The 22,031-nt window shown below is 36.9% G+C and carries 24 protein-coding genes and 1 pseudogene; 19 read left to right on the top strand and 6 right to left on the bottom strand.

The annotated features are described in order from the left end of the window. Positions 1–64 precede the first annotated feature (64 nt). The 3 genes from CHI06_RS17170 to CHI06_RS17160 all read left to right on the top strand — a co-directional run bounded on the left by CHI06_RS17170 (position 65) and on the right by CHI06_RS17160 (position 2,296). The gene (locus CHI06_RS17170) at positions 65–358 is read left to right on the top strand and encodes an RNA polymerase alpha subunit C-terminal domain-containing protein (protein ID WP_095249848.1); all 294 of its coding nucleotides are present in this window, start codon (positions 65–67) and stop codon (positions 356–358) included. 129 nt (positions 359–487) lie between these two features. Continuing rightward, entirely contained in the window at positions 488–1,372 is an 885-nt protein-coding gene (locus tag CHI06_RS17165; protein WP_095249847.1) for an alpha/beta fold hydrolase, read from the top strand. A gap of 99 nt (positions 1,373–1,471) precedes the next feature. After that, positions 1,472–2,296, top strand: coding sequence for an alpha/beta fold hydrolase (locus CHI06_RS17160; RefSeq protein WP_095249846.1), 825 nt, complete (start codon positions 1,472–1,474; stop codon positions 2,294–2,296). Between the two features lie 72 nt (positions 2,297–2,368). On the opposite strand, the gene CHI06_RS17155 is transcribed toward CHI06_RS17160, so the two are convergent. Beyond that, positions 2,369–3,340 (bottom strand): NAD(P)-dependent alcohol dehydrogenase, encoded by a 972-nt coding sequence (locus CHI06_RS17155; protein WP_095249845.1) that lies wholly within the window; start codon positions 3,338–3,340, stop codon positions 2,369–2,371. 256 nt (positions 3,341–3,596) lie between these two features. Here CHI06_RS17155 and CHI06_RS17150 point away from each other — a divergent pair, with 256 nt between their 5' ends. From CHI06_RS17150 to CHI06_RS17135, 5 genes are all read left to right on the top strand, one after another. Next, complete coding sequence (locus tag CHI06_RS17150) at positions 3,597–3,974, top strand: hypothetical protein (RefSeq protein WP_095249844.1); 378 nt, start codon at positions 3,597–3,599, stop codon at positions 3,972–3,974. A 445-nt stretch (positions 3,975–4,419) separates the two neighbouring features. Further along, a complete protein-coding gene (locus CHI06_RS17145) occupies positions 4,420–4,827 on the top strand; it encodes a RidA family protein (protein ID WP_095249843.1) in 408 nt (135 codons plus the stop codon). Positions 4,828–4,875: 48 nt separating this feature from the next. Then, positions 4,876–5,325, top strand: coding sequence for a GNAT family N-acetyltransferase (locus CHI06_RS17140; RefSeq protein ID WP_095249842.1), 450 nt, complete (start codon positions 4,876–4,878; stop codon positions 5,323–5,325). Positions 5,326–5,463: 138 nt separating this feature from the next. Continuing rightward, positions 5,464–5,613: a hypothetical protein gene (locus tag CHI06_RS29830; protein ID WP_179292663.1), complete on the top strand. Its 150-nt coding sequence runs from the start codon at positions 5,464–5,466 to the stop codon at positions 5,611–5,613. 171 nt (positions 5,614–5,784) lie between these two features. Continuing rightward, positions 5,785–6,027 carry a hypothetical protein gene (locus CHI06_RS17135; protein ID WP_095249841.1) on the top strand — a complete coding sequence of 81 codons (243 nt, stop codon included), beginning with the start codon at positions 5,785–5,787 and terminating at the stop codon, positions 6,025–6,027. Between the two features lie 91 nt (positions 6,028–6,118). Here CHI06_RS17135 and CHI06_RS17130 read toward each other — a convergent pair whose 3' ends face one another. Then, positions 6,119–6,535: a ribosomal maturation YjgA family protein gene (locus CHI06_RS17130; protein WP_179292662.1), complete on the bottom strand. Its 417-nt coding sequence runs from the start codon at positions 6,533–6,535 to the stop codon at positions 6,119–6,121. An 85-nt stretch (positions 6,536–6,620) separates the two neighbouring features. Here CHI06_RS17130 and CHI06_RS17125 point away from each other — a divergent pair, with 85 nt between their 5' ends. The 8 genes from CHI06_RS17125 to CHI06_RS17090 all read left to right on the top strand — a co-directional run bounded on the left by CHI06_RS17125 (position 6,621) and on the right by CHI06_RS17090 (position 13,353). Next, a complete protein-coding gene (locus CHI06_RS17125) occupies positions 6,621–7,121 on the top strand; it encodes a GNAT family N-acetyltransferase (protein ID WP_095249840.1) in 501 nt (166 codons plus the stop codon). 194 nt (positions 7,122–7,315) lie between these two features. After that, a complete protein-coding gene (locus CHI06_RS17120; RefSeq protein ID WP_095249839.1) occupies positions 7,316–8,203 on the top strand; it encodes a hypothetical protein in 888 nt (295 codons plus the stop codon). A gap of 238 nt (positions 8,204–8,441) precedes the next feature. Further along, a complete protein-coding gene (locus tag CHI06_RS17115; protein ID WP_095249838.1) occupies positions 8,442–9,101 on the top strand; it encodes a DUF429 domain-containing protein in 660 nt (219 codons plus the stop codon). A gap of 47 nt (positions 9,102–9,148) precedes the next feature. Next, positions 9,149–10,012 carry a PhzF family phenazine biosynthesis protein gene (locus CHI06_RS17110; protein ID WP_095249837.1) on the top strand — a complete coding sequence of 288 codons (864 nt, stop codon included), beginning with the start codon at positions 9,149–9,151 and terminating at the stop codon, positions 10,010–10,012. 24 nt (positions 10,013–10,036) lie between these two features. Further along, positions 10,037–11,290, top strand: a complete 1,254-nt coding sequence (locus CHI06_RS17105) for an MFS transporter (RefSeq protein WP_095249836.1) — start codon at positions 10,037–10,039, stop codon at positions 11,288–11,290. 262 nt (positions 11,291–11,552) lie between these two features. Next, complete coding sequence (locus CHI06_RS17100) at positions 11,553–11,918, top strand: hypothetical protein (RefSeq protein ID WP_095249835.1); 366 nt, start codon at positions 11,553–11,555, stop codon at positions 11,916–11,918. Continuing rightward, positions 11,915–12,820, top strand: coding sequence for an FAD:protein FMN transferase (locus CHI06_RS17095; protein WP_095249834.1), 906 nt, complete (start codon positions 11,915–11,917; stop codon positions 12,818–12,820). Before CHI06_RS17100 ends, CHI06_RS17095 begins: the two co-directional genes overlap by 4 nt. Further along, the gene (locus CHI06_RS17090) at positions 12,817–13,353 is read left to right on the top strand and encodes a ferric reductase-like transmembrane domain-containing protein (protein WP_095249833.1); all 537 of its coding nucleotides are present in this window, start codon (positions 12,817–12,819) and stop codon (positions 13,351–13,353) included. Before CHI06_RS17095 ends, CHI06_RS17090 begins: the two co-directional genes overlap by 4 nt. A 133-nt stretch (positions 13,354–13,486) precedes the next feature. On the opposite strand, the gene CHI06_RS17085 is transcribed toward CHI06_RS17090, so the two are convergent. Continuing rightward, positions 13,487–15,799: a thiamine pyrophosphate-dependent enzyme gene (locus CHI06_RS17085; RefSeq protein WP_095249832.1), complete on the bottom strand. Its 2,313-nt coding sequence runs from the start codon at positions 15,797–15,799 to the stop codon at positions 13,487–13,489. Positions 15,800–15,817: 18 nt separating this feature from the next. Beyond that, the gene (locus CHI06_RS17080; protein ID WP_095249831.1) at positions 15,818–16,828 is read right to left on the bottom strand and encodes a 2-oxoacid:acceptor oxidoreductase family protein; all 1,011 of its coding nucleotides are present in this window, start codon (positions 16,826–16,828) and stop codon (positions 15,818–15,820) included. A gap of 398 nt (positions 16,829–17,226) precedes the next feature. Here CHI06_RS17080 and CHI06_RS17075 point away from each other — a divergent pair, with 398 nt between their 5' ends. Beyond that, entirely contained in the window at positions 17,227–17,697 is a 471-nt protein-coding gene (locus CHI06_RS17075) for a hypothetical protein (RefSeq protein ID WP_095249830.1), read from the top strand. Between the two features lie 113 nt (positions 17,698–17,810). Here CHI06_RS17075 and yeiL read toward each other — a convergent pair whose 3' ends face one another. Beyond that, positions 17,811–18,473, bottom strand: coding sequence for a transcriptional regulator YeiL (yeiL, locus tag CHI06_RS17070; RefSeq protein ID WP_095249829.1), 663 nt, complete (start codon positions 18,471–18,473; stop codon positions 17,811–17,813). A 155-nt stretch (positions 18,474–18,628) separates the two neighbouring features. Between yeiL and CHI06_RS17065 the strand changes: the two genes are divergently transcribed. Beyond that, positions 18,629–19,762, top strand: coding sequence for an MFS transporter (locus tag CHI06_RS17065; RefSeq protein WP_095249851.1), 1,134 nt, complete (start codon positions 18,629–18,631; stop codon positions 19,760–19,762). Between the two features lie 48 nt (positions 19,763–19,810). Here the strand turns inward: CHI06_RS17065 and CHI06_RS17060 are convergent, their stop codons facing one another. Next, entirely contained in the window at positions 19,811–20,878 is a 1,068-nt protein-coding gene (locus CHI06_RS17060) for a sulfite oxidase (RefSeq protein WP_095249828.1), read from the bottom strand. A gap of 442 nt (positions 20,879–21,320) precedes the next feature. On the opposite strand from CHI06_RS17060, the pseudogene CHI06_RS17055 reads away from it, so the two are divergent. Further along, positions 21,321–22,024: pseudogene (locus CHI06_RS17055) on the top strand (YjjG family noncanonical pyrimidine nucleotidase). The last annotated feature ends 7 nt before the right edge of the window (positions 22,025–22,031 follow it).

Genomic DNA, 22,031 nt, shown 5'->3' with positions numbered 1-22,031 from the left:
ATTTATAAAATTTTATAATAATGGTATATGATGTAATGAAAAACCGAGAAGGAGATATTGTAAAATGACAACTTCTGAAAAAAATTTAAGGATTTGCGACAAAGGACACAAATATTATAAAAGTAGTGATTGTCCAACCTGTCCGACTTGCGAGACAGAACGAACACCTAAAAGTGGATTTCTTTCATTACTCTCAGCACCAGCAAGACGAGCATTGGAAAACAATGGAATCACTTCTTTGCTGGAGCTATCAAACTATAGTGAAAAGGAAATTTTGAAATTTCATGGTATGGGACCAGCTTCTTTACCTAAACTGAGGGATGCATTAAAGGAAGACGGACTATCATTTAAAAACTAATCCCGAATCTTATCAAATTGCCAGCCGAAACAGGCTGCTTTTCTTTTTGACATTACATATGCTGGATATTTTTACGATAAAGAGAAATTATAGGTGATTGTTCAAATTATTTAGGAACGAGGTATTTCTATGAAATTGAAAAATGGAGAATATCATATTCAAATTAACTCCATTAAACATTGGATAAAAATTGAGGGGAGTGAAAATCAGACCACACCTTTGGTTCTTCTTCATGGAGGTCCAGGTGGAAATCATTACACCTTTGAAAGAACGATTGGACCTTCACTCTCTAAAACAAGAACCGTTATCTATTATGAACAGCGCGGCAGTGGCAGAAGTGAAAATCCTATTTCTGATGAAGACTATAAAATGGAACAGCTTATATCTGATTTTAGCAAAATTAAAAAATGGCTCGATGTGGATAAGGTTGATCTATTAGGCTATTCCTTCGGGGGTGAACTCGCTTTAGAGATTGCCTATACTCTACCGGATGATATCAATAAAATGGTGCTATCTGGTCCAAGTTTAATTGATTTAGAAATAGGAAAATTAATTCAAATTAATGGTTTTATGTCAGTAGGTGACACTCCATTGTTAAAACAGGTGAATAATCTCCTAAAAGAAAATCTTCCTATTAATCATTTATATGAGAAGGTATGGAATTTGGTAGATACTAGTACAGTTGATAGGCTGCTATTTGAAAATCAAAAAATTGCTGAACAGAATAGAAAGCGATGGGAAGAAAGCAAGCTGACCAATTCAGGATTAATGGCAAAAGTAATAATGAATCATCCTAGGGAAACTCCGTTACTTGATCGGTTAAACCACATTAAACATCAGGCTTTAATTATTACAGGTATGTTTGATCGAAATACAGGTGTACCCATTTCCAACCTCATACACAGAGAATTAAAAAATAGTGAACTAGTACTTTTTAATAAAAGTGCTCATTTTCCAGACCTAGAAGAACCTACTCGTTTTCGTGATACTGTATTAAACTTTTTAAATTCTTAATAGATAGGAAATAGTCCTTAGAAAGATACACAGAATATGTAAAGAAGTGTAACAGGTAACATAAGGGAGAGTACGTAATGGAAAATATCATTTTAGAAGTTGGATGGAGCAAAGCTAAGTTATTTTGCAGCTGGAGATTACAAGAATCCAACGATTGTTTGCCTGCATGGATTGGCTGGCAGTGCATATTATAGTTTCGCAGAACTGAGTAAAAAGTTATCTAATCACTTTCATCTTATTTTAATTGATCAACCAGGGCATGGGAAAAGCGCATCATTTAAGAATGAAGAAGACTATTTATTTTCAAATTTAGCCTCATGGTATGAAAAGGTTTTTGATTCCATATTGGACAAACCATTTTTTATTTTAGGTCATTCATGGGGAGCAGATGCAGCCTTACATTATGCAAAACATTATCCTATAAAAATTAAGGGAGTTATTCTACTTGATGGTGGTTTTACTTTTCCTGAATTTCAGGAGGAAATGACTTTTTCAATAGCCTATGAAGGATGGAACACCTATATTGATAATGCCAAGTATAACGATTGGGAAGAAATTCTTGGTGAGTACAGCACATTCACAAAGCGGTGGGATTCTACGATTGAACAGTCAGTGACTTCCATATTCACGAAGAAAGAAAAGTATGAACTAATCGCCTCGAAATTTACTGTTTTAGCCATCATCAAGGCTTTCTATGAAGAACCGTTTACAACTACATTTCCTTATATTAAATCACCATTATTACTGGTACATGCGACAGAGCCAAAAGAGTTACATGCAGCAAGGGAAAAAGGAATATCCCAATTAAAGAAAGATATTAAAGACGCTACTATTATTAAAATAAAGGATACTAGCCACATGGTTCAATGGGATAAACCCGACGAAGTAAGTTCCGAAATTATCAAATGGGTGAATAAACAATAAGTAAAACTTCTCAATTCACGATAAAAACCCCCAGAGCGACTGCTTTGGGGGATATTCCTCATTTGAAATTTATTATTCCACCGTAATGACTACTTTTCCTTGTGCATGCCCTTGTTCAAAATATCTGAATGCTTCGGGAACCTCGCTTAACGAATACTGTCTATCAATAATAGGCTTTACTTTACCGGATTCCATCAGTTCTTTCATAATTACAAGATCCTTTTGATTAGCTCTCTGTAAAAAGGTCCCCATTTTTTTACTCGAGGTCTTAGAGATCCAAGCTCCCACTGTCAAAGCCTGAAACATTTGAGACCCAGAACCTCCAACGTGGACAAATATACCTTTAGGTTTTAAAGCACGCTTATAATCCGAAAGTGATTGGTGCCCGTTCACACCAAGAATTAGGTCATAGGTATTCTTATTTTCGGTAAAATTTTCCTTCGAATAGTCAATGATGTAATCTGCTCCAAGCGATTGTAAAATTTCTACATTTCTTGTACTGCAGACACCTGTAACCTCTGCCCCTAATGCTTTGGCAATCTGAACAGCAAAAGTGCCGACACCGCCCGAGGACCCATTAATTAAAACCTTTTGCCCAGCTTGAATCTTGCCTTTATCTCGCAGACCCTGTAAGGCAGTGACTCCTGCCATCGGAGCCGCAGCCGCTTCTTCAAAGGACAAATTGGCCGGTTTTAAGGCTAATGCAATTTCAGGGACTGCCACATATTCAGCAAATGTGCCCCATCCACTGCTGGACAAATCCCCGAACACTTCATCTCCAGGTTGAAATTGAGTAACATCTTTGCCAACTGCTTCTATTGTACCGGCCACGTCACCGCCAGGAATGGAATACTTTGGTTTTAATAGACCAAAAGCAAAACGGGCTAAGAACGGTTCTCCCTTTAAAAGGACCAGGTTTCCGAAATTGACTGATGCAGCATGAACTTTTACTAATACTTGACTGTCATTAGGAATAGGTTTTTCAACCTCTGTTATTTTAAGAACATCTGGCGGACCATATTTTTTATAAACGATTGCTTTCATAAATGCCCTCCAATGAAAATATTATCATCAAAAAAAATGTCTAGAATTTTAAAACCTCTAGATAAATAGATATTCCAGTTGGAGGACTTTGAATACATATTCCATTTAATTAATGAAGAATCCTGGTTTTAACTGAACCCATTCATTTTTTATTGTAATTACACCTTTGTCTATACACCTTACCGTTTCCCTACATACTATAATTTGGACAAACCTTCATTCATCTTTGTGTAAAAAATATTAAGGGGTGGACATATTGGGTAAAGAAGCCAAAAAGAGTAAAGATAGGAAAAAAAGTGAGGCGAGCGGAAGGGAAGAAATAGTTTTAGCGACTCAAAAAGCAGAAACAGAAATATCGGTGAATAAATTATACGATGAGATAAGGAGATTGAACAAAAATTTAGAAAATATGGAAAATTCCACAACACAGAATTCTCCTACCACACTATCTAATCTTCTGGGGAATCTGGATCTTACCACAATTATCGCAATTCTTACCGTTATTAATAGTTTGATGAATAACAATCAATCTCAGCAAACACAATCTCAGCAAACAGAATCTCTGCCAAATATGATACAAGAAATGCTGCCGTTATTAAATATGACCAACACTAACACAGATTTTACTAAATAATTGAAATTACAACTAGAGGCAAATAAAAGGTAAAAGGATAGGGGACTGAAACAACAGTCCTCTATCCTTTTATTCCTCATCATGGACAAGCTATATTTACAGATTTATGTAAACAAAGACCACCCAATATTGATGGTCTATGCTTCCTTCTATAAGTCTAGAAGTTCATTAAAAGAATGAAGAGGATGAAGAGGAGGAAGATAATTAATAAAACTAAAGCGAATCTAGTGAAATTAGCGTTATTCATCCGAATCCCCCCTTTCTTTGAGGTGATTTGCTTCACGCTAATAATATATTCGGACAAGCATATATTATATAGGACAAGCTGTTAGTCAAACGTGGATTTTTAATAGAAAGGTAAAAATGTTTTTATTTTGTATATGAATTTTGTTATCTTTGATACAAGTACACTATAGTAATTGGAATAAAGAGGAGGACAGTAAAAATGACCAAAAAAATATCACTCATTCATTCTGCCAATTTAGCCCAAGTCGACTATGCCTACGCAAGTCGAATTCCAGCGGGTATGGACATTCTCTTTCTAGCTGGTGCCTGCCCGCTTACAAAAGAGGGAATCGTACCTGATTCAAGTGATGTTGAAATGCAAGCAAACCTTTGTGTGGAAAACTTAAAAGAAGCAATGAAGGAATGCGGGGCTTCATTGGAAGACATCGTCTATACAAGAGTACTCGTTGCTACTCAAAATCAAAAAGATCTAGTTACCGCTTGGGAAACGATTAGAAAAGAATTTGGTGATCATGATGTTCCAAGTACGTTATCAGGGGTTACGGTGTTGGGATATAGAAATCAGTTGGTAGAAATAGAGGCAGTAGCTGCAGTAGATAAAAAATAATAAAAAGGGGAACGGAATCCGTTCCAAACAAAATCGAGGGGATCGGTTATGCAGAAACACAAAATCATCATTACTCAGTTTGACCCGAAATATGCAGAACAAACAGTGAAAATGTGGAGAGAGAGTAAAGAAAAGGCTATTGGTCAGAAGGATATTCACAGTTTTGAAAATCACGTAAACTTTTTAAATCATATATTGGCTAAAAACTTTCAAATAGATTTAGCGTTAATGGATCTTAAAGTAGTTGGAATGATTGCCTATAATCATACTGAAATAAGTCAGCTCTATATTCATATTGATTATCAAGGAATTGGATTAGGCCAAACATTACTCGATAAAGCTAAACGCAATTCAATGGGAAGATTAACACTATATACGTTTGAAGTGAACAAAGTTGCACAACGATTCTATGAAAAACATGGATTTAAATTGATTGGCACTGGGCATGAAAATGAAGAAAATTTAGCAGATATTCTATATGAATGGAAATCTATATAAATCTAGGACTCCCACTATTTTCTAATTATTCACTATTATTTTCCTATTCCGTCTATTATGGAAGCGCTTTTATGTGAAGCGCTTCACATGTATAATAAGAGTATAAGAAATCCAATAACCGTAACTGGAGGAATCAAGATGCTGACAGAATTTTTTCTTGAATTCAAAAACTGGTGGTTTGGCGAGTCAATGTATAATGTAGAGATTGAAGAATTTGAACGGATTGAATCCAAGCATACAAGAGTTCACCATGATGAGGATATTTTTGAAATGATTAAAGTACATTAAACAAAAAAAATAAATTTTCAAAGAAGACATCTAGTTTAGAAGTCTTCTTTTTTTATATTTTTAGATGGATAAAATTCATAATCTGTTTGATTTTAGGGTGATTGAAGTTCAATTTCCCATGCTACTCTTATTCTACTAGGTAATTTACTTTGCATTCTTGGAGGGTTAAAAATGAGCTGTGGTTGTTCATCACATATTAGAGATGGAAAAGACATCGTTGATCATGTAAAAAGTAAAGGAAAAGATAAACTTGCACCAACAGTGGCGCATGAAATTAACTGCGAATGTGGAGAAATGTTTACGTTAGAAACAGTTGTTATGAACTGCCCAAATTGTGAAATGACCTATGCAGTAACACCTTGTGGGTCCAGTGATTTCCATAATATCAAGCTTGCCGGCATAAAATACGCTTAACAAAATACTATCATTTTGAACCCTAGGCTGCGGCACGCAGCCTTTTTTTTATTGCTCTAAAAATGCCTGATATTTGCATTCTTTCTATGATTTATTTGTTCTTCTGTTTTTTTTGGATTATTAAACGATCCAGGCTAGAGGCAATGACAATTCCTGTTGTATATCGAATTAAATCAACAAGAAGGAAGCCTTTACCCAAAATCAACGCTCCCAGCAAAGTTCCGCGAATCTGATTGATCCAATCTTCTTGATACAGCTGACTGAATTCAATACCGAAGCTTAACAAAATACTGAGGAATATCGCTGTTAACATGCTTTTTTTCAAAAATAAGAAGCGAAATCCGAAATAAACTATCATCGCCCAAAGGACATCTCCAGCATTCTCTGCCAAAAAGGAGAATAATAGATAGCCAAATTTTCTGGATGCAAGGCCCAGTAGAACCGTGATGATAACCCCTATAAAATATGTTCTCCTCAGTTGATGATGAGATTCATTATTAGAAATCATTGGCAACCCCTTTTTTCCATCGTATAATCTTCATTATATTAATAATAATTTTGAGTATCAAATTATTCTGATAGAGGTGTTCAGTATGCTAAAAATTGAAGAAATTGAATCCATCGAGTCTCATATAGATCAACTCTCTGAACTTTTGGTGAAGGTGGTAGATGATGGGGCTTCAATAGGCTTTTTACCGCCTATGAAGCTAGCAGATGCAAGACAATATTGGCATTCTGCATTAAAATCAGATGTCATCTTATTTATCGCAAAAATCGATGACGAAATTGTTGGTACAATCCAGGTACATTTTTGTACAAAGCAGAATGGTCTTCATCGAGCAGAAATTGCTAAGCTAATGACGTGTCCAAATGCTAGACGAAAGGGTGTTGCCCGGAGCTTAATGAAAGTGGCCGAAGAAAGAGCAATCAATGAAAGTAGGACATTACTTGTCCTTGATACAAGGGAAGGGGACCCTTCCAATCTGCTTTATCAATCACTTGGTTATATCCCCGCGGGAAAAATTCCTCACTTTGCCCTTTCAGGTGAAGGAGAGCTGGATACCACCGTTATATATTATAAAATTTTAAGCTAATATTTATTTGTAATCCTTAAGAAAATCCCCCTGGATATATTATTATCTGGGATTTTTTTTGCCCAAATTAAAATAACATAATTTTTAGAAATATCGTCATAATATTTACCTCAATTTCCTTAATATGTCTATATAATGAATGTGAATGGAGTTGTTCTGATTCTAAAACATTATTCTAAGGGTGGGAATCAAAAATGAAGTATAAAAAGGCTGTCAGTTTGCTAGTTTATAGCATATCTATCTTAGCTATAATTGCTACAACTGCAGGAATCTTTTCAAAGAGCGGCCCTGGAGAATATGAGCATATTTCTATACGCGGTGAAACAGTCACGATTTTCGGTAAAGGTATTTATCAGGATATGTCAGCTGATGTAGCAATTCAAGGAATCGCACAGGATGTTGTTACATTATTCATTGCCATCCCATTGCTTTTGAATGCACTATATTTTGCAAGAAAAGGTTCATTAAAGGGGAGAATAATGCTTTCAGGATCGCTGCTCTATTTCTTCCTTACCTACCTCTTTTATTTAGCTATGGCGATGTTTAATCCATTGTTTTTAGTATATGTCCTTCTATTATCGGCGAGTTTCTTTGCACTGATTTTAACGATATTTCCACTATATTTTGAGAACCTTAGTAAGTATTTTCATTCAAGGCTGCCTGTTAAGTTTTTAGGTGGATTTTTAATCTTTAACGCCGTAGTTATCGGTAGTTTGTGGCTACAGGTTGTCGTTCCACCCCTATATAAAGAAGGGATTCCAATCGATTTAGATCATTATACAACCCTAATTGTGCAGGGCTTTGATTTAGCACTTTTTTTACCAATCTCGTTTATATCAGGGGTCTTTTTGATTAAAAGAGTTCCGATTGGTTATTTTTTAGGTTCGATTTATTTTGTTTTTTTATCCCTTTTAATGACCGCTCTTTCAGGTAAAATCATCGGAATGGCGCTGGCGGGTGTTAATGTAGTTCCAGTAATATTCATTATCCCAACTATTAACTTGATTACGATTCTTTCTTCTATCATTATATTTAAAAATATCCATGATAAAGTGAACAGCGATATCGTAATTAACTTGTAGGCATAATATAAATAATCCTTGGATACATTCATATCCAGGGATTATTTTTTGAGGTTAAGATAAATAGTTCAAATAAAATAGATGCCATAATAAGTGGGCTTGATGTATAAACTTTTTGAGAAATAGAGAAGAGATTAATCGTGACGTTTGAAGGTAATGTTGGTAAGATTATAAAAAAGTAGCTGACATAAACATTTTTCCATAGATATTTCAAGATTGACTGAAAGCGAGATTGATTATGAGAGTGATAGGTATTGATTTGTCAGGGCCAAGTAATCATAAAGATACGGTTTTATCGTTATTTGAAAAACAGGATAGAGAATTAAAATTTCTCAAACTAATGAGTGATGTAAGTGATTTTGAAATATTAGAAGAAATTCAGACTCAAAGTAAGAAAGATGAAGTTATCATCGGAATGGATGCCCCATTATCCTATGAGGATGGCGGCGGAGACAGACAAGGGGATAAGCTGCTGAGACAGTTTATTATTTCGCTGGGAATGAAATCTGGTTCCATCATGCCTCCCACTCTCAATCGAATGGTCTATCTTACATTGAGAGGGATAAAACTTACAAGAGAAATTGAAAATTTGAAGACTTTCAATCCAATCTCCATTGTCGAAGTTCACCCAGGTGCCACCATTGGATCGAGACTTCCTCAAGAGGATTTCCCATATGTTTTGAAATATAAACAAGACTTGTCATCGAGATGTTTTATTAGAAACTGGTTGGGTGAGCAGCAATTAACCCAGCTTCCTAAATCTATTGTGGAAGAAAGCCATATCATCGATGCATGTGCAGCTGCTTTAAGTGCATGGCATTGGCGGGACCCATTATTCAAACCGAAATGGCTGCTTCCTGCAAATCCACCGCTGCATCCTTATGATTATTGCTGTTGATCTTTGTTTTTCACCATAATTGAAGTACTCAGAAAGGGGTCATGATAATGAAGTTTTATATTGTGGATGTGTTTGCCGAAAACAAATATGAGGGAAATCAACTAGCTGTTTTTATTCCAGAGGGGGAAATGGAACCAACCGAAATGCAAAAAATTGCTAGAGAAATGAACTTTTCAGAAACAACCTTTATTATGTCTGAATTACAGGATAATGGAGGATATGATGTTAAGATTTTCTCTCCTGATTCTGAATTACCTTTTGCAGGACATCCAACCCTAGGAACAGCCTATGTTATCAAGAACTTATTAGACCGTTCAGAAAGTAGTGAAATTAAACTTAATTTACCTGTTGGGCAAATACCAGTTGTGTTTGAAGATCAATACGCCTGGATGACCCAAAACCAACCTGAATTTGGTGCAAATGTGGAGATTGATAGAATTGCAGCTATACTACAAATTAATCAAGAAGATATCAATACTGATTTTCCGATACAAGTTGTAACAACTGGATTACCAAGTGTAATAGTCCATTTGAATTCATTGGATGCTGTAAGTCGTTGCAAAATTAATCATGGTGCTTATGAGAAACTCTTAAAGGATATTGGAGAAGTTAACCTACTTGTTTTTACAACCGAAACGACAAGCCCTGAAAATGATCTTAACGTAAGATTGTTTATGTGTAATTCAGGATATTTAGAAGACCCAGCAACAGGAAGTGCTAATGGGAATTTAGCAGGATATTTATTGGTACATAACTTTTTTAACTCCCATGAAATAAACTATCGTGTTGAACAAGGTGCTTTTATTGGCAGACCATCACTACTAAAAATAAATGCCAAAAAGATAGATAATCATTATCTCATCCAAGTCGGCGGGCAAGTAATTGTAGTTTCAGAAGGTAAGTGGTATTAAGAATCAAGTGAAGGGATATATACTATGCAAACATTGCCACAAACTCAACCGGTAAAGAAATACATACCACTTTCATTTTTTGTTATTTTTCTAGGATATCTAGTTTTTGGGTTATCTGAAAATATCAAGGGACCAGCGATTCCTCAAATGCAAATCGATTATGGAATCGATGAGCTGCAGGTTGGTTTTCTATTAGCCATTAATTCAATTGGTTTTTTAATTGCTTGCAGCTTTACTGGTGCTTTCTCATCTAAAGTCGGGATTAAGATTACGAGTCTGATAGCCTTTGGAACTATGGCGATTTCAGGTGTTTTCATTTATTTTTCTAGTAATTTTGCCTTTTTTTCCGTTTCTTATTTCATTATGTATTTAGGAAACGGAATGTTAGAAATTGCGTTAGCGATATTGGCTGCGAGAATTTTTACGAAAAACACTGGCTTTATGATGAACTTATCTCATTTCTTTTATGGACTTAGTTCGACGGCTGCCCCTTTGATGGCAGCGGGTTTAATGGGTATGACTTTTTTGGGTGGGCGTGAGCTAGGCTGGCAGGGAATGTATTTTGTCATGCTTTCCTTATGTATCATCCCTATGATTCCTGCATTATTTAGTACGCTACCAGTGAATCAAACAACTACTCACGACCGACTGCCTATAAAGATGTTTTTAAAGGACCGAGTAGCTTGGTTCATTATTATCATTCTGTCGTTTGGGGTTATTGTGGAACTGTCGATTGCCGGCTGGCTTGTTAACTTTCTTGAAAGATCTTTTCAATGGAGTTCAACAGCAGCTTCTGGGATGTTATCTATTTTTTTCCTCTGTTTTATGATAGGAAGATTACTTCTAGGATTTATAACCGATAAAATAGGATTTATGATTTCTATCATTATATTTTCTGGTCTTGCTGGAATTACGACCATTATAGCTACATTATTGGGATCATCGGGTGTATGGTTATATGCAGCAGCTGGATTTGGAATTGCTCCGGTTTATCCGACCGTAATGGCATTGCTTGCTAAAAGATATCCTAATGGTATTGATGCTGCTATTACCGTTACTGTAACGATTATGGGCATTGTGGTCGTTATCAGTAATTTATTCTTGGGAGCGATGATTGAATTTTTTAAAAGATGGTTTACAAGTCTTCTTGGAGCTGAAATGGGTCTGATGAGAGGATTTCAAGCAGGGTTTCTATTCATTGGAGTCTGTGGGTTATTATGTTCTGTCTTTAGTATTATTTTGTATCGCTATTTGAAGAAGCGAAATGAAGTCATGTAAACGAGGTAACCAATAGGTTGCCTCGTTTGTTGCGGGAAAGTTAATTTATAGATAGATTCACATTAGAGAAAGCTTTTCAAAGAGACTCTATTGAAAATTAATTGTACAAGCATATGTCGGACCTCCGGTATATGCTTTTTTTATTTTTTACGTTATGTAATTTCACTAAGTTTTCACCAACCATGTTTATAGTAAGAGCATAAGAAGAAGCGAAAGTCACGTTGCACCTATATTAACTAAAATATATTGGAGGAATTTAGGAATGGATAAAAAAGTGAAATGGACCATTATTGCTGTCAGTACTGCAACTGCATTTAGCTTCGGGGGATTGGTATTGAATAATCAAAATCCATCAAGTACAACGAATAGCACAGCTGAAAATAATTCAAATCAGGACAACTCATCAGGATTTAATGAAAATCAAGGCCAGCAAGACCGTTTTTCCCGCGGGAATCATCCGCAACGTGATAGTGAACAAGCTTCTGTACCATCTGCATCTTATGATGAAGGTAGCATTAGCCAAAGTTCACCTGACCAAGGATCATCCTCTTGGGGACAGGATCAATTCCAACAGGCTCCAAGCAGCGGATTTGAACAAGGGAATAGAAGTTCAGGTGCATCACGATGAAGACGAGAGAATTTAAGGCAATGAATTGCATGATTAAGTTAGACGGAATGAACAAGCAGGTTCAATTAGAAGTCGAGCAAATAATTCGTGAATTTGAGCAGAACACAAGCAGATTTATTCCCGATAATTATCTGTTCTATCTTAACAATAGAGCTCTAAATGTACCGATTCATTTAGATAAATCATTTGTGGATCTACTTGATCAGTCTCTAACACTAGCAAGGAAGACAGACTATTACGTTCATCCATTTATGGGTGATAACATGAAAGAGATTGGATATACTTCTTCTTTCCATGAGAATTACAAACCTATTTTTGAAGAAGGGAAGTTTGCTATAAAAGAATTTAATGAAGAACCAATTGAACGATTAACGGAAAAATGGCTCATAAAGAAGAGGGACTTCTCCTTTGATTTTGGCGGGTTTGGTAAAGGATATATTATTGACCAAGTTAAAAGATTGCTTCATCAAAAGGGCTTAAATCGTTCCCTCATTAATGCAGGTGGAGATTTAACCGTAATAGGATCCTATGAAGTTGGCATTGAACATCCGATATTAATGGGAAAAGATATGATGAAGCTTGTAATCAAGGATTGTGCACTGGCGACTTCAGGAAAAAATTATCGGAAGTGGGGGAAGGACCACACCGCATATCATCATATTTTAAACGGCAGAACAGGTGAACCCGCACAAAATGGAGTTTTACAAGCAAGTGTAATTGCTAACACCGTAATGGAAGCAGAAACAGCTTCAAAACTCTTATGCATTCTTCCTTGTGAGGACGCAAAAGCATTGCTAGCAATAAGGTTTCCTAAGATTGCTTATTTTATTTATTTTCAAAATAACCAAATCGCCATCGGTGGTGATACAACATTATATGAAGGACTGGAGGTAGCACAATGAATTGGATTTGGATCATCATTAGGGTCGCTGGTTTGGCAGGTTATTTTTTGCTGACATTATCTTTACTGGCGGGAATCTATCGACATATTCCACGAAAAAAGGGTAACATCCTCGCATTTCACCAAATAATCGGTCAGGTAGCCTTATTATTTATAGGGGTACATACTTGTTTATTTTTGTATGATACGTATCAGCCTTATACTTTAAAGTCCATTCTCATCCCCTTCGCTTCTCCAAATGACCCAATCTTAACAGGGATTGGTACAATAGCAACATATTTATTAGTAGTTGTTATTTTTACATCTGATTTTATGAAGGAATTTGGACGTTCATTTTGGAAAAAAACGCATTATCTAGTATTTCCACTGTGGATCCTTTCAGCTATTCATGGGCTTTTTCTAGGAACAGATTCACAAACCGTTTGGGCGGAGGTTCTTTACTTAAGTACGACATTAATGGGTGTTTTATCGACACTTTATCTTGTTATTTTGATGAATAAAAAGAAGGTAGGAAACGTAGGAGCTAGACAATGAATGAGACACAACGCATATTTTAAATAGGTTCTTTGATAGTCTTAAAATAATGGATGAAGAAATATATGCCTATCAATAGTATCTAAATCCAAAAAAGTCCCAAGTACTAAACCAGCACTCGGGACTCTTTCTTCTATAGATAAGGACTTTCATGCTTCGCCTTAAGCATATTCCAACGGCGGTCAACTTCCTTATCAAACATCTCCAGCATGTCTTTGCTATTTTCATTGAGTAAGTGTTTCGTTTTACCCATTAGCTTCAGCCATTCAGATACGGCTAATCGTTTATTTTTTTCCTCAGGGTTATAGGTAACTGTTGTAATACCATGCTCAACTTCATAAAGAGGGAAGAAGCAGGAGTTAACGGCAGCCTCTACAATCGTTTGTCCTAATTCATCCTTTGATTTCCAGTTCAATGGGCAGGTAATTAATATTTTCCCATATACTAAGCCTTCATTATTCGCATACCACTGTGCTTTCGCGGCTTTCTTTAATAGGTCACGGTCAAAGGCTTCTGTCCCCGTAAATACATATGGAATGTGTGTGGCTGCCATAATTTGAGCAGTATCCTTGTGATGGAAGGGCTTTCCATTTTGGAAACCGCCAATATTGGATGTACTCGTCATATGTCCCATCGGTGTAGAGTAGGAGAGCTGACTGCCTGTATTCATGTACCCTTCGTTATCATACTCCAGTATAATCATTTTATGGTTACGTAAAGCCGTTCCAATCGCAGGTCCCATGCCGATGTCCATTCCACCGTCGCCCGTCACCATGACGAAAGTAAATTCATCACTCAGTCCCAGCTCCGCCAATTCACCGCGTCTTTTTCTTTCATGGAACATTTCCACAAGGCCGGACAGGGTAGCAGAGCCATTCTGGAAAAGGTTATGGATGTAGGTGGCTTTATGAGAGCTATAAGGGAAGCCTGTTGTTACTACCATTGCACAACCCGTATGGAATAATGCTACGATATCTCCTTCAATTCCTTTAAAGAACAATTCCAATCCAGAGAAGATTCCACAGCCTGGACAGGCGCCGTGACCAGAGGCAAGACGTTTTGGTTTCTTCGTTAGACTCCGCATTGGAGGAATTTTCACTTTCAGTTCTCCGGTTTTTTCATCAGGAGTTACCGTGATTAAACCAGTGTTCAAGTCTTCTTTTTTCATAGGATTTAAAACACGTTTCGGAGCAAATTCTGGGTCGCCTGGATTGTGCCCGAAGTAATCGAACGGCTTTTCAGCAAAGCCTTTCTCAGCAGCATCGAGTGCTAACTGGAAAAAGTGCTCAGCATCGTCAGCATAAAAGTCTTTTCCGCCTAATCCGTAGATGCGGTTGATTACTTTTGTATGTGCGTTACCAACGGTTTGCAAGGCTGCTCTTAATTCGAGTGCCATGTTACCGCCATGTGCTCCGTAAGAGTCTGCACGGTCACCAACCGTAACGGCCTTAATATTTTTTAAGGCTTCCGCTAATTGTTTTTGAGGGAAGGGACGAATCATATTTGGTGAAATCACCCCAGCTTTTATCCCCCGTGAGCGAAGTCGGTCGACCACGTCTTTACAAACCTCAGCGGCAGAATTCAGCATAAATACTGCGACTTCGGCATCCTCCATGCGATATAAATCAAGGATTGGATATTCCCGACCGGTTAACTCTGCATATTCTTTTGAAATTCTTTCAAAAACAGCTTCGGCATTGTACATCGCTTCAGATTGTTGATAGCAGTTATTAATATAGTCCGGTTCATTCATATAAGGTCCGATGGTAACAGGATTCTCACGGTCTAAGGCATGAGGGAAGTTCGTTGGCATCTCGCCGATGAATTTTTGAACATCACTTCTATTTTTGATTACCTGTACTCGGCGTTTTTGGTGAGAGGTGAAATATCCATCAAATGAAACGATAACAGGCAGTCTAACGGCTGGATCTTCTGCTAGTTTTATCGCAATAATGTTCATATCATAAACAATTTGAGGATCACGGGCCATCAAGATTGGCCAACCGGTATTCAAACCAAAATATAAATCAGAATGATCACCATGGATATTTAACGGACCGGAAACAGAGCGGTTAACTAAATTTAATACCATTGGAAACCGGGTTCCGGATTGAACAGGAAGCTGCTCTAACATGTAAAGAAATCCATTCGCGCTTGTTGCGTTAAAAACTCGTCCGCCTCCAGTAGAAGCCCCGTAACATATTCCCGCTGAACCATGTTCTCCATCTGCAGGAATCAAAACGATATCATGTTCGCCTCTAGATTTCATCCCATCAAGGAACTGAGCAACTTCTGTCGAAGGAGAAATAGGGAAGTATCCCATTACATGATAATTGATCTGATGTGCTGCGTAGGCAGCCATTTCATTGCCAGATTCAAATACAAAACTTTGTTCTACTGTTTCTTTTTCAGTACTAAGCTTTTCTTGGTTTATTTCAATGGACATATTGATCCCGTCCTTTCCTTAGTTTTGAGTGACTAAATCAAATAAGTGGGGCACACGGTTTTTGTCCGCATAGCCGTCATTATATTCTCTTTCTCCTGATAGCGCTTCCACAGGACAGGCGGTTACACACTTCAAGCAGCCTTTACAGTATTGATAGTCAATACCACTGAGAAACATTTGTGGGCGACCTTTTTTGTCTGCTTTTTCTTCCCAAACAAAGCAAAAGTCAGGGCAGGCTGTATCACATGCAGCGCAATTGATACATTTTTCCTCATGAAAATGAGGGAGCATTCCGGCACGTGAAATACTTAAATCCTTTAACATGCTGTTACCCGGATTTAGAATCATACCGCCAATGGCCTGATTTTCATAACCAAGAACAGGTACTGATCTTGAAAAAGGTATAGGATCCACTCCATTATCCGGAAGGAAGGTTTTAAATTCTACTTCATTAAATCCGCGGTCAAAGGTCCGAATATTTGGCTCAACCAGATGTGGGTATTTTTTTTCAAACGTACGCCGAATCGTTTGTTTCATCGATTCAGGGTCTAGAAAGTCCAAAATCCGATAAAGTGCACCAAGCATAGCTGTGTTGGCTTTTGTTTGTTCATCTAAAGCGATTCCAGTCGCATCAATAATGGCAATGGTTCCGCCTGTAATTTTCATGAGTTTTTTAAGTTCGTCAGGAGATTTTTGTGAGTTTACTAGGATTGTACTGTCTGGATAGATTCCGCTTGTACAATCGATGGTTTTAAACAGGGCATCATGGAAAATGCCGACAACATGGGGGCGTTCTATTGGTGTGGTGTCTCGAATGTTTGTTTCCGGTGCACAGAAACGTATGTGTGCTTTTACTGGAGAGCCTTTTTTCTCTGAACCGTATGATGAAAAACCAACTCCATTCAGTCCGTTTCCAACAACTCCATCCTCGGAAAGCATTTTTCCAGCCAGATTTGCTCCTAAACCGCCAATGGACTCAAGACGGATTTCAAAAAAACCTAATTCATTTGTTTTTGGCAATTTTGTCAAAGGTATTCCCCCTATATATAAAACGGAGTTTAATATAGAATATTATAAATATTCTATAAATTAAATTATTTTAATTGTAACAGGACACGAAAACAAATACAACAGATTTTTGAAATGAAGGGGATTACCTCTATTGATGTTGAAGTTGCTGTTTGAATATCATACTTAAGCTAATCGTGTGATATAGTACAGACGGATATTTGTTATATAACAATTAGATTGGTGAGGGGGATTTTAAATTGAGAATAATAAGGGAGTTGTTTCTAGGTCACTTGAGCCCAGTTCACACATATACTGTAAAAGGCAATTGGGTATTAAGAAGGAATCATTATTTCTCCAAACCTGTTGTGATATCACTATATTTGGTAAGAACATAATACGAACAGGAGGGGATGTTTGTGAAATTTACCATTCAGTATATACCCCTGAATAAGATCAAACCTGATGTATCACTAAAAATTACTGAGCACGTAAAGAAACTTCAAAGATTGATGTGGGACTGTATGTTTGTACTGGTTGTCAGAAAGAATCGGAAAGATAACAACTATACAATCATAAGTGGTCAAGAGCGTTATGAATCGCTTCGAAAACATACAAAAAGTATTTATGCTCCATGTATTGTCGATAAAAGTACTCCTAATGGAACTTTAACCTGGTTTCAGCGTTTACGAAGGAAACAACCGCTGGATGATTTTCCGTTAATGCCCTCAAGCTGGTCCATCGTACGGACCTTTTTAAAGCAAGAACCTCGTTTTAAACAATTGTCTCGATCCCAACAAATTAGAGTCCTTCTTTTAGCTGCACACTATAAAAAAACAGTCATCTATTCAATGAAAATGACGGTAGATGATATTTTGAGAGACCATTAGAAAAATGGAAAGGGTTTGGATACCACCAAAGCCATTATTTAAATCTCAATATTAAAAGTCGATCCACTATCAAATAGAGATCGACTTTTTTACTTACTGCACTGAAGCGGAAATTAAACCTCTTTTGCTAATTCTGCCAGTCGTGCTTTGTCTCGAATCTTGTAGCAACGTGATTGTTTTTCAATGATATTTACGTCGCATAATTGAGCTAATACATGAAGCAGATGACGGTAGGAGACACCAAGATATTCACATACTTCTGTATGTTTTTCATTGTAAATATCATTGTCTGCTGACAAAAGGATAAAGGCAGCAAGCCGATTAATCAGCGGGAATGCTTGGTTCGCTGCATATCTAGACGTAAACATCGTCTGCTTTTTACTTAAAAAAATGCATAAATATTTTAAAAAAGTGGCGTCCTTTAATAGTTTTTCTTTACAGGCATGTATGGGAATGGCTAGACAAATTACCTGTGTGGCCGTTTGGATACCTTTGGAATAACGTTCCTCATTTAATAATTCAATTTCGCCCATGAAGGTTGGGGCGTGTAAAAAATTGAGGATTGACACTTTACCATTTTTTTGAGTAACGTATAATTTTGCCTTACCCTCAACGAGATAGAACATGTAGTCAGGATAGGAGCCTTCCTTAAAGATAAATTCACCTCGTTCAAACTGACAAACCTGGATATAAGGGGTTATGGGAAAGGAAAAAATTGATTGAATAGGATATTTTTCAATATAGGAACTTCGCATTGGTTCGATTAAAAACTGCATTTCTACCTCCGTCAAAAAATATGAGATATCTCATATAATTGTATTTGTTTACGTGCTATGATGCAATGGATACGGAGGGGTCGATCTTGAATAATCAACAAACACTTAAACATTTAACGAATCCAAAAAAGTTAGTCTCGAGTAATCAACGGTGGATGTCACTGAATTTTTTTGTATTTTTCATAACTTGGGGAATATTTTTACCTTATTGGACTGGCTGGCTCGTGCAAGCAAAAGGACTCAGTGTAACTGAAGCGAGTATCATCATGGGGCTTGGCTTATTAGCACGAGGGGCATCATCGCTTTTTGCTTTTCCACTGGCATTTAAGTTTATGAGCAGTCAAACCGTTATTTTTGTTTTGACAGCTAGCTCACTTGTGGCTGCGATCCTTTATATACCATCTTCATCCTTTGTCACACTTTTTGTTGTAACTATGTTTTTTAATGCAGTATTTCCACCGCTGCTTCCTGCACTTGAAACAGCAGCAGGGAACTTGGTCCAACAAGGGGACGTTAATTATGGAAAAAGTCGATCCTATGGTTCTATTGGGTTTATTCTTTCGGTGCTCATCATTAGTTTGATAACAGGGTATTTTGGGGAACAAGCCATTTTAGGCAGTATGGTAATAGGGCTTTGTTTTATGCTATTCATGCACCTGTTGCCGACACCGCCAGTACTAGTGGTAAAGCCGACTGTGAAGGATCGTAAGGAGTCACTTACATTCAAAAGTTTATGGCAGATAAAAAGTTTCCCGATTGTATTACTTATTGTCATATTACTGCAAGGTGCCCATGCATCCTATTATAATTATGGTTATATTTACTTGCAGGATTTAGGTGTGAATAAATTTTATATCGGAATGATTATTAATATTGCCGTAATTTTCGAAATTGTATACTTTTTGAAGGCTGATCACATGTTTAAAAAATGGAAGCCTTCATCGTTATTAATTTTAGCTGCTTCAGGATCTACTTTACGCTGGGTACTCGTATTTTTGTTTCCTAATGTGTGGATTTTTATGATTTCACAAAGCTTGCATGCACTATCGTTTGGCGTAGCTCATTATGCATTTATGCTGTATATCACGAAAAATTTGCCAAAACAGCAAATTCCAAATGCACAAGGAATTTATTCGGCACTAGCATTAAGCTTTAGTACAGCAGTTTTAACACTGATAGGAGGCTTTTTATACGAAGTCTCACCTACACTTTCATTTTTATCAATGATCATCTGTACATTGCCAGCGATATTGATCTTATTAGCGACTAGAACAAAGTATCAATATTAACAAAAACACCTCCCATTACTTCAAATGGGAGGTGTTTTTAATTATAAACTATTCAATCTTTACCTTAACTTGATCGACTGCATTATATCCATAGCCTCTTCTATTCCAATAGGGTTTGATTGGCTGGATTCGACCATGAGAGTCAGTTGCTTTTGCCTTAATGGTATAAATACCTTTTTCTGCTGCCCTCCATTCATAAGTCCAAGAAACCCAGCTGTAACTTGAATTCGAATGAACAATCTTTGCATCAAACCAAGTATCACCATTATCCGTGCTAATTTCTACTTTGGTAATAAAGCCTTTACCTGACCAAGCAATGCCTTTTATTACATGGTTGCCAGTATTAAATTTAGCCATATCTAACGGTTTTTGAATCGTCGAATTTACATTTATGGTAGTGACAGGATGTGCACCATTGTCATTGTCCTGATTTGGATAATATTTATAATCAATGCTCTGAAATGGCCCAGTAAAGTTTGAACTTATTACACATATTTGCTTAATCCATTTGACAGAAGCCATGCCATACCACTGTGGAACAATTAACCTCAATGGAAAACCGTGTTTAAAGGGTATTGGTTGATTATTATATTCATAAGCAATTATGGTATCAGGATGAAGAGCCTTCTCGATTGGTAAACTCCTAGTATAAGAGATGACCTTGTCTAAATCTGTTCTTTCTCCAAAGTCATATCCTTCCACAACCACTTCTTTTGCTGCTTTTTTTATTCCGGAAAGTTCAAGCAGGGTGCATAAGGAAACGCCTTTCCAAATGCCTTGGCTAATGGCTCCCTTTTCCCATTGTTCGCCAAACACCTTTGGTTCAAATAAACTCCGCTTATTTCCCGAGCATTCAAGGACAACTTCTACCGTTTTTGCGGGTAATTGAAGAATGGTTTGCATAGATACCAGTATGGGCGTAGTAACTAAACCTTTTATAGGGAGAAAATAATTTGAATGGGTTAGCTTTGGATAAGAAAAATGGTTACGCCTATAGAATAAATGTTTATTGAATTTATCAGTCTTAATAAATTGTATCGGTGTTTCCTGATTTTCAGGTTGCAAACTCCGTGTTACTAAATAAGGCTTCACAACATGATGTTTTAGATCATCCATAATTTCCTCCTTATAAAAAAATATCAATAGTAATGTATGTTATAAGTGAATGAATTAGGTTTCATTATGAGAACATAAAAATTCTTTATATAGCAGTGGAGTGACCGTGAGCAAGAAAATAACAGCGTTACAGTCAATGCAAACCTACTGGAGTGACCGAGTGATAGAAATTAATAGCTTTACGGTCAATGGAGGTATGCTGGAGTGACCGATAACAAACAAATAACAGCGTTACGGTTAATGCAGACCTGCTGGAGTGACAGAGTGCAAGGAATTGTCCGCATTACCGACAATGCAGTTACCTCTTGCAGCCAGACATGAGATTCTATTAAAATATTTCACAATGAAGTGTATAATATATAGGAATATTATGGGCTAACTCAGCAAATCAGCCACTAAGCAGCTTCATGCTGAAAAGTAAACAGAAGATGGAGAGATACCTTTGAAAAAATATAAGACTTTGTTTTTCGATGTAGATGACACTCTATTAGATTTTGGTGCAGCGGAAAAATTAGCGTTACAACTCCTTTTCGAGGAGCAGAACATTCCTCTGACCTCAGAAATAGAAGAGCAATATAAAAAAATTAACCAGGGTCTATGGAAGAGATTTGAAGATGGAGAATTGGACAGGGATGAGGTTGTCAACACACGCTTTTCTGTCTTATTTAATCAGTATGACAAAGTAGTGGATGGGACCTTACTCGAAAAAACTATCGCCTTCACCTTGAAAAAGGGCATCAACTGATGAATGGAGCTTTTGAGCTAATCTCTGAACTTCACAACGATTATGACTTGTACGTTGTAACCAACGGTGTGTCCAAGACTCAGGATAAACGTTTACGTGATTCAGGATTATTTCCACTGTTTAAGGACATATTTGTATCGGAAGACACAGGTTATCAAAAGCCTATGAAGGAATTTTTTGATTATGTTTTTTCTAGAATCCCTAATTTCAGAGTTGATGAGGCACTAATTATCGGCGATTCATTAAGTGCTGACATTAAGGGCGGGGAGCTGGCTGGATTGGATACATGCTGGTTTAATCCTAATATGAAACAAAATCATACTAATATTAACCCATCCTATCAAATTCACAACCTTGAGGAAATAATACAAATATTACGTGTTAAAACGGGAAGCTATTAAAAGGGGA

The sequence above is a fragment of the Bacillus sp. 7884-1 genome (assembly GCF_002272245.1).
Lineage (GTDB): Bacteria > Bacillota > Bacilli > Bacillales > Cytobacillaceae > Neobacillus.
The sequence above is the reverse complement of the archived record's forward strand: the minus strand, read 5'-3'. Positions and strand labels throughout refer to the sequence as shown.